Origin of the sequence: Proteiniclasticum sp. C24MP, from assembly GCF_043951855.1 — a bacterium.
Classification (GTDB): domain Bacteria; phylum Bacillota; class Clostridia; order Clostridiales; family Clostridiaceae; genus Proteiniclasticum.
In genome coordinates, this window is the sequence record NZ_JBINJW010000001.1 from 379,542 (window position 1) to 394,542 (window position 15,001).

Here is a 15,001-nt window from a genome sequence, read left to right on the forward strand (position 1 = left end):
CAATTAATATAAGTATAGTTATTAGGAGCTTACTATCTACTAGTGCATCTCCATCCTTCATCATCATGATAAATCATTTTCTTGGACATTCCTCCATCTACAGTTATGTTCTCTCCATTTATGAAATCAGACTTCGGATCGCATAAGAAGAGTACTACTCTTGCAATATCTTCCGGGTTTCCAACTCTTTGAGATGGATGCTGAAGTTTATCAGATTCACTAAAGTTCTCAGCATTTGTTGTATCAATCCATCCAGGACTAATGCTGTTCACTCTTGCTGATCCCGCAAGACTCATAGCCATGGCATGAGTAAGCGCAGAGATTCCACCTTTCGCTGCACTATAGCTCTCAGTATCTCTCTGACTCATTTTTGCTCTGGTGGAGGATATATTTACAATAGATGCGCCTTCATTAAAGTGATCTTTTAGAAGCATCGTAAGATAGTACGGTGCAGTAACTCCAACGCGAAGGACATCATTAAATTCTTCGTAAGAACAACAAGTCAGTAGTCCCTTATTGCTGTAACACGCGTTATTCACTAAATAGTCCACTTTTCCATATCTCTTAATAACTTCATTGATAAAACTCTTTAGCTCCTCTTCTTTTCCTACATTCCCGTGAAAAAAAAAGTGTTTCGTTTCTTCACCATTGATATCACTGAGTAATTTCTGCCCATTATCTAAATCAGTATCGATAAATGCAATAACTGCTCCTTCTTTATGAAAAGACTTAGCAATATTTCTTCCGATGCCATTTGCGGCTCCTGTTATAATACATACTTTATCGTCAAACAAAATTCTATTCACCTCTCAGAAAATTTCATAATTTTTCAAAACTCTAGTAACATTATAACGAATTTTATAAATGCAGTAAACCATTACAGTTAAATATTGAAAATATCTGAATTATATTACTAAACATAATATACTATAGTGATAACACCTTTTGCCCCATTTTCTATTTATACTATTGTCGATTATCCTTCTTCTAATTATTAGCACAATAACTAAAATGACCGCCTTTCAGCGGTCATACTACATTACATATTATTTGTTAATTAAACTAATTCAGTCTGATCCAGTCCACTAAAGCACTTACGAGAACCACTACAGTAATCACTATGGTGACCACCAATGCTGAGATCATATCTCTGGGAAGAAAGTCTCGCGTAAGAAGCGGAATACTATCTGATACCAGTGTCATGGGGTTATAAGGCTTGATCTTCGGAAATATATTAAGGATGGTAAATATCATGACAACACCACCTGTAAGAAGCAGTGCTCCATAGGTATTCTTGAAAAGAAGTCCTCCGAATATGGTCAGTGCAACAAGCATGATGCCAAACACCCATAACGAAATCACAGCAAGCCCCAGATTACTGATTTCATTCATAGACCAGAAATAGATAGTGTAGAGATACGTGATAAGAAAGCATAAAATATAGGCCAGCGTCCACTGCATCACACCTGCTGCGAATTTTGACAGGATCACCGCTTTTCTCTGCAGTCCCTTGGTCAGCATGATGGTCAGTGTTCCCTTACTGATTTCATTAGCCATGATGCCACTGAAGACAATGACCATGACGATCATGCCCGTCTGGGATACATTTTTGAAAAACTGCATCCAGGAATCCAGTGCTTTGGGTTCTTCCAGGGTTATGGTGATGCTGTCCGGAAGAAATTCATTCAGAAGCTCCGGCATCACCTTCGCCATGATGGGATTCATGAACCCGAAGATCACGAATACGGTCAGAAGGACAAAGAGCTTATAGGTTCTGGTGCTCTCCATCAGTTCCTTTTTTGTAAATGCTAGAAAGCTTCTCATTTTACCACCTCCAGAAACAGATTCTCCATGGTAGGTTCCATGACTTCAATCTTCACCGCAGTCATTTTCAGCACCACAAGAACCTCATATACATCCAGCTGCATTTTACTAAGGTCCGGTCCATAAAGCACTACACCTGTGCCGTTTTCCTTCGCCTCATTTCTATAGCCTGCCATCTTCTCATGCTTCAGGAAAGTTTCCTTTTCCTGTCCATTCATGAACTCCAGAACAAGCCCTTCCTTTCTGTGCTTGGATCTCAGTTCACTGAGGGTTCCCTCCAGAACGATCTTTCCACCATGAAGCACGGCCACTTCATCACAGATTCTCTCCACATCAGAAAGAATATGGGTTGAAAAAATCACAGTGGATTTCCCCTTGACCTTATACAGGATATCCAGGATTTCCTTTCTTCCCTTGGGGTCCAGCGCCGAGGTGGGTTCATCGCAGATGAGGAGCTTCGGTTCATTCAGTAGCGCCTGAGCAATGCCCAGTCTCTGCTTCATCCCTCTGGAAAAGGAACGGATCTTCTTCCTGCCGCTTTCAAGTCCCACCAGATGAAGAAGCTCCTCTGTCCTTTCCCTGATTCTTTCTTTCGGCATCCCTGTGATTTCTCCGCAGAGCGCCATATATTCCTTTGCACTCATGTACCCGTAGAACTCAGGAACATCGGGCAGATACCCGATATTTCTGTTGCTCTTCGTTTCACCGAAATTCACTTTCTCTCCAGCTACATAGATTTCACCTGCATCTTTCTTCAGAAGACCCAGAATCATCTTCATGGTGGTGGTTTTGCCCGCTCCGTTCTGTCCGATGAATCCGAAAATGGACCCTTCTTTTACGGAAAAACTGATCTCATCCAGCACCTTCTGGCTGCCGAATTTTTTCGAGAGACTTTCAATCTTTAATACATCCACTATTCCTCACCTCTTCCAAAGAAGAAATAGACAAGAGGCCCGATGGTCTGAATGAATGCAATGAGAATCCACATGGGTCTTGTGCCGAACTTGTAGTTGTCGTGTCTTAGAATATGGATGATGGCCGCAATGGTCAGTCCAAGCTGCAGTACGATGATGGGAATCAGAATGGGTAGATATTCTCTCAGATTTTCTAATGACATTTTATTTTCCTCCTACGAAATCAGTGAGTTCACTGATGATATTTTTGTAGCCTGTATGTTCATGAAGTACAGTAAATGCAGGGTTCATGGTCACTGCATGAAGCATGCCCTCTTTTACAACCTTTTCTCCTCTTGGCGGACCATTTCCCAGGTCCAGATCTTCCAGCCAGGGATCCACCAGGGTGAAGAAATCATCTCCTTTGAGTTTATAGGGATAGGAGATTTTCTTGCATACCCTGACATATTCCTTCAGCATGCTGACGCTTTTCTCCTCTTCTCCCAGTACTGCATAACCGTATGCCGCTGCGAAATGGATCTGCCCCATGACATTGGGATTGAGTTCCATGAGCTTCATGGCTTCGGCCACTGGCAGCAGCCTTCGAAGAACCCCTTCAAAGTTCTCCAGATCATCCAGATTCAGTGTCAGGTACGATGCGCCTGTGGAAATGAAATTCAGGATGTGGTGATACATGCTGATCTGAAGCACGGATTTCGCTTTCTCCATTTCCCCTCTGCTCTGATAGGCTCCTGCCAAGGTGATCTCATCTCCGCCTATGGGTCTGATGGTTCCTTCCAGCAGCTCCAGCACTTCCAGAGACTCTCCTCGGATCATCTGGGTCATGGCTTCTATCGAATTGGCCTGCTTGGAGAGCCATACATCTTCACTTTCTTCCTTCACTCTTCTGCAAAGGTGAAGGATCTTCTCAAGCACTTCGCTTCTAAGCTCCTCCGTCTCGGCCAGCATATAATGATTCAGTAGAAGGATACTCATCTGAAGGAGCAACGGAAAACAGGCGTAATACTTGTCTATGCCTACTCCTACCTCTTCGTAGACTTCGGAGAAAGGTTTCTTTCCGAAGTCTTCTGCGAATCTCCCATAGGTCCGTCTGATCTCCCCTTTTTCCATCTGAGGAAGATAACTGATGAGATCGTCTATGGAAATATTGAAGAAAGTGGCCAGCTTCGGAAGAAGCGTGATGTCCGGATAACTCTGCCCTGTTTCCCATTTTGAAACAGAAGCTTTGGTCACGCCGATATACTCGGCCAGTGCATCCTGGGTAATCCCCTTTTCCTTTCTCTTCCGGGTTATGACTTTGGCTATATTGATTTCTTTCATCTCTCTTTCCTCCCCGCTGATACCCTATATTATTTTCTCTTATCTTTTCTATAGTTTCATTATGGTCTATTGAGATGCAGCTTACAATGGATTCTGAAGATATTTTGGTTGATAAAATCAACCATTACGATACTTTAATTTCAGGGACAGACAGATTGGGAATCCGGACATGGAAACCACCGTAAAAAACCAGGCATTCGGATCCACATGTACTGAATCCAAATGCCTGGTTATTCTGATAGCCATACCCTTCATTCATTTCATATCCGCAGGATACAGGTGATACCCTGCGTTATTTCTGTCTTCTGATCAGATCCACAATGACCATGATCGGCAAAAACACTATCCATAAGAGAACCGTCAGACATCCACTCCTTTCTAAGAAATGCAACCACATAGTATGCGCCCCCTTGCTACCTTCTCAGAAATATTTTATTGCCACTTCCAATCTATTTCACTACTTTATTTTGCCCTATTCATTGTCCTTCTTTCAGTACATAGAAACCAGTATAGTGAAACCATGAAGAGAACGCTGAAGCAGAACATTCCTGTTTCAGACTCGAAAAATAGTATTTGGGGGTGCTGATCATGATAGGAGCCATCATAGGAGATCTTGTCGGTTCACGATTCGAGTTTCATAATCACAGGAGCAAGGACTTCGATCTTTTTACAGAGGACTGCTTTGTGACAGACGACAGCATCATGACTCTTGCTGCAGCAAAAGCCATGATGGAAACGGAAAAAACACAGAAATCATCTTTAGACCAGATCGATTCAGACTTTGAGTATCTTTCCCTGCTTGGTGAAAATACAGTGAAATATATGCAGAAAATAGGACGGCAGTATCCTCACTGCGGGTATGGAGGCAGATTCCACGACTGGATCTTCAGCCACGATCCGAAACCCTACAACAGCTATGGAAACGGTGCTGCCATGCGTATCAGTCCAGTGGGGTTTGCGGGGAAAACAGAATCAGAAGTCGCATCTCTTTCCGAAGCCATCACCTCCGTCTCTCACGATCATGAAGAAGGCCTGAAGGGTGCAGAAGCCACTGCATTATGCATATTCATGGCCCGTAAAGGCTATACGAAGCGTGAAATCAGAAGAAGAATCGAAGGTGATTACTATCCTCTGGATTTCACCATCGACGAAATCAGAGAAACCTATGCATTCAATGAAACCTGTCAGGATACTGTACCCCAGGCCATAGAAGCCTTCCTGGAGTCCACTTCCTTTGAAGATGCCATACGAACTGCCATTTCTGTAGGTGGAGACAGTGATACCCTCGCTGCCATCACGGGTTCCATCGCAGAGGCCTATTATGGTGTTCCTTCGTGGATCATAGAGAAAGCCTTAACTTATCTGGATGAGCGGCTTTATGGCATCTATGATGAATGGGAGGTATTCATGGGATGGGATCGGAAAATACCCGGATTTCATCTTCTGACAAAATACATCGGAAAAATCACGGAACTTCAGTCCATGGGAGAACTGCATCCTATAAAGAAGGATATACCGGAAAATGAATACAGAAGGCCCGTTCCGACCTTCACTGATCTGGCTGACCAGTTCGCAGAAGAGTTTCTCCAGTTTCTTGAAAATCGTCTGGAATATACCCTTACCCGCTCGGATTCCATTTCCTTAGGTGCTATGCTTCCCTGGGAACACGATTCCTTCCGTTACACGCATCCAGACACCTTGAATGAAAATCAGATTCTCTCCATGCTCATGGATATGCTACGAATCCATAAAGTGGATAAAGAGGCGCTTTTCAGAATCATGGAGGACGGTTCTCTACTTGTGCTTCTGAAAAAGCTCAAGTCCATTGAATCACCAGAATACCTATCCGATCCTGAAGAAATCGTCTTTGAAATCGGAGGCTATTGTGAAGGGGATACCCGCTATCACCTGAAATTCTCAGAAGAAGGTGCACTCCTGGTAACATCTTCAAAAAGGGATGGTTTAAAAGTATCTAGAGAACTATCCAGAGAAGCTTCGGAAGAACTTTTGAGACAGTTTAAAGCGCTTCATGTGGAATACTGGAATCATGAATACATTGATCCCGGCATTCTGGATGGTACTGGCTGGACACTGTCCGTGAAATACAAGGGACATCGAGGCACTGTCTGGACTGGAATGAACGCCTTTCCGCCCAACTGGGAGAACCTGGCTGCTCTTTTCAGTGTAGGACAACCTGTTGAAGAAGAGGATAAAGAATAATTTCATGGAAAGCCAGGTTGATGATTCCTGATGAATCAGACTGGTTTTTCTCTATCAGAAGAAATCTTGCCATTCCTTCCAGACGTAGATAGAGGCTTCATGAAATTGTCAAAAAATAGCAAAGATATCGAAACACTTCATTCACATCGAAATACTATGATAGGTACAATAAAACAAAGGAGTGAACCTCATGGCTTTAGAAGTATATCTATATTTTGACGGTAACGCTCGAGAAGCAGTAGAATTCTACTCTGAAGTATTTGAAACCCCGAAAGCACATATTGCCACTTACGATGAGATGCCGCATGACTCCGATATGCCTTCCCCTGAAAACGCTAAGGACCTTGTGATGAATACAAGCCTGCTGATTCAAGGCACAACGGTGATGTTTTCAGATGTTTATCCTGGATCAGGCAGCAGTGCATTCAACAAGGGTAATAATGTTTCCCTGGTTATTTCAGACCCCAAGGAAGAAGTCATCAGAAACCTATTTGATCAGCTGAAAAATGGTGGCACTGTCATTTCTGAACTGGAAAAAACATTCTGGAGTCCACTTTATGGAAGAGTCAGTGACAAGTTTGGCATCTACTGGGAAATCATGGTTTATGACAGCGAAACCGATGGGTGAATAGATAAACTAGATGAACTGAAAACACCAGCCCTTACATCCTATAGATGAACAGGCTGGTGTTTTTCATGCTTCAAAGAGTCCTTTTTAATTTCATCAATCAGAGAGAAAAGAATTTCTGTTTCAAAATCACGTTCTTTCATCATCTTTCTTATGGTACATTCCCAGATCACAATCACCTTGTACCCTTCACTCTGCAGCTTATCATAGACATCCTTGTCTCTTTGCACATTTCGAGTGAATTTATTCTCCCAGAACTCCCTATTCGACTTCGGTGTCGTGGCATACCGGCAGCCCTCATGTCTATGCCAGAAGCACCCGTTGATGAATAGTACTGTCCGGTATTTTCTCAAGTACACATCCGGTTTTCCAGGAAGTTCCCTGTAATGAATTCTGTACCGGAATCCGGCATGATAAAGAAGCCTTCTTATATATTTTTCAGGCTCCGTATTCTTCCCTCTGATTCTGGACATATTTCTGCTTCTTGCTTCTGGACTGATCTTATCCATAACACTCATCACTTCACTGCTGATTACGCTTATTTCTCAGAAGGAATCCATTCTATGATTCATAGACTTTGGAAACCCCCTTCTTTTCCTGAAGTATATCACATTTCAACGCTCATCATACATACAGCTTCTCACACGGAAAAACACTTTTATCAGATTTCAAAAATCTTCTCATAGAAAAAGTGCCACCATAATAAGCAGCACTTTCTTCCTTCATTATTTAGAACACCAATCCGTAGAGCCGGAGGTCCATGTCCGCATTCCCAGTGATCAGCAGTTCATTGTGTTCTTCGTCTTTGAAGAATCTAAGAGAAACCACTTCTCTTCCTCCATTTATGAAAATCTCCGCACTGGTATGATCCAGAAGCATCTGAAGCTCTGTGAGACCTTCAGGAAGTTCCACACTGCGATACTCTCTTTCTCCTGTAAGCCAGTCTTTGCGCTCCACACTGAAAGCAGATCCGTCATAGTTCAACTGAAGGTCTCCTCCATAGCGGAGTTCCATGCTGCTACTTCCTTCGGAGAGCTTCAGATTCACTTCAAGGGGTGTTTCAATCTCCACCTTGAAGCTTTCTCTATTCTCATCCAGAATCTTCTCCCGAGCGCTTTCAAGCTCTCTTACGGGTTTCTGGATGAGTTTTCCTTCCGGAGAAAGACTCAGTTCTCTGAGGATGGATAAATGATGGACCCAGCCCTCTTTCACCGTAGGCAGTGCCTCTTCCTTCTCCTTCTCCATGGTGCCCATCCAGCCCATGGAAAGGATCCTTCCATCAGGATACGCAAAGCTCTGAGGCGCATAATACTCAAATCCCCGGTCCATTTCGGTAAAGTCGTGATCGTCTTTTCTGAAGACACCATTCTGGAAGGTGCCCGTATAGTATCCCGTCTGGAATATATTTCTGTATTTCTCCCCTTGGGGCTCCAGCCCCTGAGGAGAAAAGATGAATACACTCTTGTCCTTATAGTTTATGAGATCCGGACACTCCCACATATAGCCGAGATCCACCTTTTCTTCCATGAGTGAACCCATAAAATCCCATTTCAGAAGATCTTCCGACCGGAATAGTATGGTATCTCCCGTGAGGTCTTCTCTCTGGGCACCCAGCACCATGTAGAAAAGTCCGTCTTCATGCCGGAAGACCTTGGGGTCTCTCACATGGGCTGTATAGCCTTCAATGTCCCTGATGACCGGTCCCAGCTTCTCAAAATGAAATCCGTCTTCTGATACCGCCACGCACTGGTAGCTTTCTCTCTCCTCCTTCTCATTCTTTACATTCCCTGTATAGAAAAGGTAAAGCTTGTCCTCATGAACCAGACCGCTTCCGGAGTAGCATCCATTCTTTTCGTACCACTCTTCTGGCAGAAGCGCCTCTTCATGATAGGTGTAGTGGATGAGATCTTCCGTGGTGGCATGGCCCCAGCACTTATAGCTGTGATCTGTCTCATGGGGATTCCACTGGAAGAAGATGTGCGTGGTTCCCTTATAGTGAACGAGCCCGTTGGGATCATTGAGAAGCCCCTTCGGTGGGAGCACATGGAAATCCATGGCTCCACTTTTACTGATTCTTTTGTTCATGTTTCTTTTCTCCTCTAACTTCACTGAAGAGCTAACTGATATGATCTTCTCTCACAACGTTGATATCTTTTGAGATTCTCTTGCTCTGAAGCCTTACAGCAAGGAATCCAGTACCGAATGCCGCTGCAATGACCAGTAGATACTGGATCATGGATGCTGCAGAACTGGTGTATAAGAGAAGTCCTGGGATGAAGGTGATGCCCATACCTGTAGCAGTAAGACCGAAGATGTAGGTAACCAGTCCACCCACTGCACCACCGACGATTCCGGATGCGAAGATTCTCATGCTTCTCAGGTTCACACCAAAGAGAAGCGGCTCTGTGATTCCGAATAAGGTGGATGTAGTAGAGGATAGCGCATTGGACTTCTTCAGCTTATCCTTCATGATCAGCGCTGCGCTGATGGCTGCACCGAACTGTCCGGCCATACTTGCTGTACCCAGCGGATTCAGGACATTGGTTCCTGTATCAGCCAGAAGCTGAAGCTCGATGATGGACAGGGAGTGGTGCAGTCCTGTGATGACCAGTACCTGCTGCAGGCCTGCATAGATGATGTATCCCATGCCCAGTGGCGCCTGAATCAGCATGACGATGAAGTCTGTGACCCAGATTTCCATGGTATGGGTGATGGGCCCTAAAATGAACAGCATCAGGAAAATGGTGATAGTCAGTGTCAGAAACGGTGTCACAACCAGGTCGATCATCTGAGGCACGAAAGTTCTCAGCTTCTTCTCGATCTTTGCCACCAGAAGCCCTGCCACGATGGCTGGGATGATGGAACCCTGATAGCCCACCAGAGGAATATCAATCCCAAACAGACTGAATGCCAGAGGCTCCGCATTTCCACCAGCCACTGCCCATGCGTTAGGAAGCTGAGGTGCAACCATCATAAGACCTACAACGATACCGATGATGGGATTTCCGCCGAACTTCTTGGTAGCGCTGTATGCGATGAGTACAGGAAGGAAGGCAAAGGCTGTATCGGTCAGCATTTCAAAAAGGCTCAGCATGGTTGGCGTGAAGTTCACATCCAGCTCCAGAAGCAGTCCTCTAAGACCCATGAGCAGTCCTGTGGTAACCAGTGCCGGTATCAGGGGAATCAGAATATCCGCAAGGGTTCTGACGATCTTCTGTCCGGTGTTCATGTTGGAGTAGACATCTTCCTTGAAGGAGGTATCGACATCCTTATCCGTCATCTGCGTAAATTCCGCATGGATCTCATTGACCTTACCGGTACCGAAGATGAACTGATGCTGTCCGGTGTTGAAGAAATACCCTTTGCTTCCAGTGACATTCTCCGCTTTATCCTTGTCCAGTTTGCTGTTGTCCTTCAGAATGATTCTCAGTCTTGTGGCACAGTGTTCGAAGTTTTTGATGTTGTCTTCTCCACCCACCGCATTCAGGATGTCTTGAATCGACTTTTCATGTTTCATTTTCTTTCCTCCTAAGATTACGCTCGTAGCAGCAGCTTCTCCAAGATCGCTCTTGATTTTCGTACCGGTTCCACCACATTCTCTGTATATATAATTCCATCTGATTAGTTATAGTGATTTCGCGGTATCTTCTTCATAATGAATCAGATAGGTTTCTTTTAATATGGATTTCCATTGATTTGTAAAGGATTTCCTGAGCCCTATTGCAATGGTTCTTCTTTTGTGGTATTTTCTGATTAATGGAACCGGTTCTAATTGATATTATTGTAGCGGATACTTTTCTGTTTGTAAAGGGTATCAGAAAAAATTTTCAGATTCATAATATATTCCATTATGAAAGCAGGTTTCATCAGAATCAGAGAAAACAGAAACTGTTATAGGAGAAATCTCACAAAAAAACCTGGAGAGTAAAGGAAGAACCTGAAGCAGATCACTTCAGGTCCTCCGTTAAGCTATTTTCTTTCTATGGTGGATTCTTTGGGCAGGAACTCGCATCCTAAGGTGATTCTTCGGGGAATCTCCTCTCCCTCTATGATACGCAGAAGATTCTCCACTGCGATCTTTCCCATCTCCTTGTAGGCATACTTCACGGTGGTGATGGAAGGAGAAATGAGATCTGTGATGGAATATCCGCCGAATCCTGAAATGGAAACATCCTCTGGCACTTTTCTTCCTAAAGAAATCGAAGCCTTGTATGCGGCTATGGCGATGTTGTCCGTGGCACAGATGATATATGTGGCCTTGGATCCTTTCAGATACTCCTTGAGAAACTGGAAGGCTTTGTCATAGTTGAAATCCACAATGACTTCCTCCACATGGATGTCTTCCGATAAGGAAAGTCCATCCAGAACCCCCTTTTTACGCAGTCTGCCCACGGCTTCATCCGTTTCCGTGACCCCCACATAGAGCACTTCCTTGTGTCCCAGCTCCACCGCATGCTTTCCGATATGATACCCTGCATCCAGCTCATCATGGACGATGGCATAGGTGGCATCGCTTCTCTGACCCAGAAGAATCACAGGAATGCCGATTTTACTGATGGCTTCCCGATGGGCCTTGGTCACCACTGTGGCAAGAAGGATGATCCCAGCCACTTTCTGCCTGGATAGCGCATAGAGATTTTCCACTTCCCGGTCCACATCCTGGTCCGTATTGGTGATGAGCAGCTGATAGTTTTTTTCCTTCAGCGCTTTATCCACACTGCCCAGTATTTCATTGGTGGCATAGGAATTAAGCCTTGGAATGATGGTCCCCACAAGATTCGATTTCTTGATCTTCAGGCTCTGGGCAAAGGTGTTGGGTACATAATCCGTCTCCGCGATGATTTGGTCCAGTGTATCCTTGGTTTTCTGACTCACAGAACCACCGTTCAGATACCTTGATACCGTACTTTTGGCGACACCGGCAAGTTTCGCGATATCGTTGATGGTAACCATTCCCTACGCCCCCTTTCACTGCTGTATTTAGAATAATCATACCACAAAGCATGTGTCCCACCAATAACCTCTGCTCAAAGAAATATCCCGAAGTACACATTGACATGACAAATTTCTTCGTTGACTATAGTAGTAAGAAGAATAAAAAATGTGGAACTGTTACAGCGAACAAAACTATATTATCAGGAGGCAATGAATATGATTTTAGGTGCAATTGAAGCAGGCGGAACCAAATTCGTTCTGGCTGTCGGTAACGAAAAAGGTGAAATCACAGAAAAAGTATCTATCCCCACCAGAACTCCGGAAGAGACCATGCCGGAGATCTATGCATTCTTCAAGGACAAGCGCATTGAAGCCCTTGGCATCGGATGTTTCGGTCCTCTGGAGCTAAGCAGAAACAAAGAGAAATACGGCTATATCACATCCACCCCCAAGCTCGCCTGGGCGGATTATGATATCCTTGGCAATCTGAAGAAACACCTCCATGTCCCTGTGGAAATCTCCACGGATGTCAGCGGCGCTGCCCTTGGAGAAATCACCTTCGGGGATTACGAAAAGGAAAACACCCTTCTCTACATCACCGTGGGCACCGGCATCGGGGGCGGATACGTCATTGACGGCAAAATCCATAATGGTATGCTTCACCCTGAGATGGGTCATATTCTGGTGACGAAGAACCCCAGAGACACCTACAAAGGAGCCTGCCCCTATCATGAAAACTGCCTGGAAGGACTTGCTGCCGGTCCTGCCAACGAAGGAAGAACCGGTATGAAAGGGATCGATATTCCAGACGATCATGAATCCTTCCATTTCATCGCAGAATACATGGCAGAAGCCCTTATGAGCTATATTCTTGTGCTCTCTCCTACAAAGATCGTCCTTGGCGGAGGCGTCATGGCAAGAACCCATATGCTTCCTGAAATCAGAAGGATCCTCAAGGAGAAGCTGAATGACTATATCAAGACCGATCAGCTCAGCGATCTGTACAGCTACATCGTCACACCATCCCTGGGTACAGAGTCCGGTATCAAAGGTGCACTTGCCCTGGCCCTTATGGCTGAGTAATACAAGAACTCAGGTAAGAAACACATAGCATAAAGCATGAATCCCGAATCAGAACTGTCTTTCAGTCCTGATTCGGGATTTTCATTACCCTTTCTTTATGCCTCTTCTGTATCAGACTTCAATAAACATCTGCCCTGTTCTAGATCTGGAAGAAGCCCATGCTATCATCCATCTTTTCCGCACTGCTTCTGCTTTCAGAAGAAAGACTCACAATGTCATTGGTCTGGATGGCGATATCGGAAATCTTCTGGGCAATCTGAGAAGATCCTTCCGCTCCTTCGGAAGCGGCTCTGGTAACGTCCATGATGGCACTTCTGATCTGCTCCATGGAGCCAAGAAGCGTATCCGCCATTTCACTGATCTCCTGAACCATTCCTTTGACCTTGTTGGCATCCTCATTGTAGCGTTCACTGGTGTTTACCAGCATCTCGTAGTCTCCGATGACATTATTATCCATGAAGGCCAGAAGCTTTTCCGCATCTTTCACCACTCCGCTGACGGCATCGGAGACATTGTAGGTGATGTCGTTGATCTTCGATACCGCTTCCTTGGAGTTTTCTGCAAGGACACGAATCTCATCCGCCACCACCGCAAATCCTCTTCCCGCTTCGCCGGCACGGGCTGCCTCTATGGATGCGTTCAGTGCCAGAAGATTCGTCTGGGAGGTGATGGCTAGAATGGCCTGGGAAAGCTCCTTGATCTCATTGATAGCGCTGGTTTTTCGGATGGATTCTCGAAGGTTCTGGTTTGTCTCCTCATAGATGTCTTTCGCACTTTTCTGGGAGGAGACTGCAGCTTCCCTGAGTTTTTCCGCACGACTTTTTATATCTTCTGAGAACGCACTGCCCCTTACGGTTTTCTCCTGCATATTCTCCACCAGGTTCATCACTTCATCTGCTGAAGCCGTCATTTCTTCCGATGCGGCAGAGGTCTCCTGCATACTTGCGGAAAGCTCCTCTGTGGTGGCGGAGATATCCTGAATGTTATAGTGAATGGTCTCCGTACGCTGCGCTGACTGTATGCCGATGTCTTTCAGCGCTTTGGACTCCTTCTGAACGCCTTTGATGATGGCCGCAATCTTCTCCTTCATGTGGCTGGAGGACCGGGCCATATCTCCCACTTCATCTTTCTTCCCAAGAAGCTTTTCAGGAATATCGAACCTGAAGTTTCCTTCCTCCATTTCCTTCAGGTGGTTCTGACTGTAGCCCACTCCTTTGGCAATATTCTTTCCAAGGATATAGGAAAAGATGAAACCCAGTGCCAGAAACAGAAGGGCTAGCCCTACTATGAAGTACATGATGGTGGTCAGCGCTTCATTCTTCACATCCGTATAGACCCCTACAAACCACATACCGATGACTTCATTGGCTCCGTTTCGGATGGGTACATAGTAGGTCTGTGAGGATGTTCCTAGAATATCCGCATTCCCCGAGTAGACTTCTCCTTCAACAAGGACCTTCTGTACCACTTCCTCTGAAGCCTTTGTTCCCACTACTCTTTCACCGTCTTCTCCTCTGATGCTGGTGGACACCCTGGTATCAGCTGCAAAAAGTGTTGCCAGAATCTGGGTGCCATCCGTAAAATCATCCACGAAGTCGTAGTTTTCGTTGATTTTCTCACTTCCCTTATAGAGTACACCGTCTTTCAGAGACCACTGACCTGGATAGTAAGTGTCCAGCTGAGCAGCGCCGATACTGGAATAGTTTTCCAGCTCTTTTCTTGTCTCCTGACTGAAGAGATCTCCCATACGCCCCTGGGTCGTAAAGAGAATGGATACCGTCAGAATCAGAATCAGTGTGAATGAGGTTAATGCGATTTTCCATTTGATTTTCATAGCGTTGTCCCACCTTACATCTTTTGTATGTTCTTGAATTATTGCTCATAATTCATTATCATTACTCCTTAACTATATCGACGGTGTTATCCATTCTTTAAGTTCCGGTGGGAAGTATTTATCCTGAAATCACAAAGTGATATCCACCTTCTCTCCTCTTACCTTATGCATGTCCCATAATCTCTCGCTGAAGTAGTAAAATAGTTCCGATCAGAATATGATTCATGATGAATAAACCTGCAA

Annotated in this window: 13 protein-coding genes; 3 read left to right on the forward strand and 10 right to left on the reverse strand. The window is 44.9% G+C overall.

Annotated features, from left to right (window positions below; genetic code table 11):
- Positions 1-32 precede the first annotated feature (32 nt).
- From ACHAL6_RS01875 to ACHAL6_RS01895, 5 genes are all read right to left on the reverse strand, one after another.
- A complete protein-coding gene (locus tag ACHAL6_RS01875) occupies positions 33-794 on the reverse strand; it encodes an SDR family oxidoreductase (RefSeq protein WP_395268451.1) in 762 nt (253 codons plus the stop codon).
- A 268-nt stretch (positions 795-1,062) separates the two neighbouring features.
- A complete protein-coding gene (locus ACHAL6_RS01880; protein ID WP_395268452.1) occupies positions 1,063-1,824 on the reverse strand; it encodes an ABC transporter permease in 762 nt (253 codons plus the stop codon).
- Positions 1,821-2,738: an ATP-binding cassette domain-containing protein gene (locus tag ACHAL6_RS01885; RefSeq protein WP_395268453.1), complete on the reverse strand. Its 918-nt coding sequence runs from the start codon at positions 2,736-2,738 to the stop codon at positions 1,821-1,823. Before ACHAL6_RS01885 ends, ACHAL6_RS01880 begins: the two co-directional genes overlap by 4 nt.
- Positions 2,738-2,941, reverse strand: a complete 204-nt coding sequence (locus ACHAL6_RS01890; RefSeq protein WP_395268454.1) for a PLDc N-terminal domain-containing protein — start codon at positions 2,939-2,941, stop codon at positions 2,738-2,740. Before ACHAL6_RS01890 ends, ACHAL6_RS01885 begins: the two co-directional genes overlap by 1 nt.
- 1 nt (position 2,942) lies before the next feature.
- A complete protein-coding gene (locus ACHAL6_RS01895) occupies positions 2,943-4,058 on the reverse strand; it encodes a helix-turn-helix domain-containing protein (RefSeq protein WP_395268455.1) in 1,116 nt (371 codons plus the stop codon).
- Positions 4,059-4,646: 588 nt separating this feature from the next.
- Here ACHAL6_RS01895 and ACHAL6_RS01900 point away from each other — a divergent pair.
- Positions 4,647-6,278 (forward strand): ADP-ribosylglycohydrolase family protein, encoded by a 1,632-nt coding sequence (locus ACHAL6_RS01900; RefSeq protein WP_395268456.1) that lies wholly within the window; start codon positions 4,647-4,649, stop codon positions 6,276-6,278.
- 190 nt (positions 6,279-6,468) lie between these two features.
- Positions 6,469-6,906: a VOC family protein gene (locus tag ACHAL6_RS01905; protein ID WP_395268457.1), complete on the forward strand. Its 438-nt coding sequence runs from the start codon at positions 6,469-6,471 to the stop codon at positions 6,904-6,906.
- A 41-nt stretch (positions 6,907-6,947) separates the two neighbouring features.
- Here the strand turns inward: ACHAL6_RS01905 and ACHAL6_RS01910 are convergent, their stop codons facing one another.
- The 4 genes from ACHAL6_RS01910 to ACHAL6_RS01925 all read right to left on the reverse strand — a co-directional run bounded on the left by ACHAL6_RS01910 (position 6,948) and on the right by ACHAL6_RS01925 (position 11,859).
- A complete protein-coding gene (locus ACHAL6_RS01910; protein WP_395268458.1) occupies positions 6,948-7,415 on the reverse strand; it encodes a very short patch repair endonuclease in 468 nt (155 codons plus the stop codon).
- Between the two features lie 220 nt (positions 7,416-7,635).
- On the reverse strand, positions 7,636-8,991 hold the full coding sequence (locus ACHAL6_RS01915; RefSeq protein WP_395268459.1) for a glycoside hydrolase family 32 protein: 1,356 nt from the start codon (positions 8,989-8,991) through the stop codon (positions 7,636-7,638).
- A 31-nt stretch (positions 8,992-9,022) separates the two neighbouring features.
- Entirely contained in the window at positions 9,023-10,423 is a 1,401-nt protein-coding gene (locus ACHAL6_RS01920; RefSeq protein ID WP_395268460.1) for a PTS transporter subunit EIIC, read from the reverse strand.
- A gap of 452 nt (positions 10,424-10,875) precedes the next feature.
- Positions 10,876-11,859, reverse strand: a complete 984-nt coding sequence (locus ACHAL6_RS01925; protein ID WP_395268461.1) for a LacI family DNA-binding transcriptional regulator — start codon at positions 11,857-11,859, stop codon at positions 10,876-10,878.
- Between the two features lie 198 nt (positions 11,860-12,057).
- Between ACHAL6_RS01925 and ACHAL6_RS01930 the strand changes: the two genes are divergently transcribed.
- Positions 12,058-12,924: an ROK family protein gene (locus ACHAL6_RS01930; protein WP_395268462.1), complete on the forward strand. Its 867-nt coding sequence runs from the start codon at positions 12,058-12,060 to the stop codon at positions 12,922-12,924.
- Positions 12,925-13,063: 139 nt separating this feature from the next.
- On the opposite strand, the gene ACHAL6_RS01935 is transcribed toward ACHAL6_RS01930, so the two are convergent.
- Positions 13,064-14,758, reverse strand: a complete 1,695-nt coding sequence (locus ACHAL6_RS01935; protein WP_395268463.1) for a methyl-accepting chemotaxis protein — start codon at positions 14,756-14,758, stop codon at positions 13,064-13,066.
- Between the last annotated feature and the right edge of the window lie 243 nt (positions 14,759-15,001).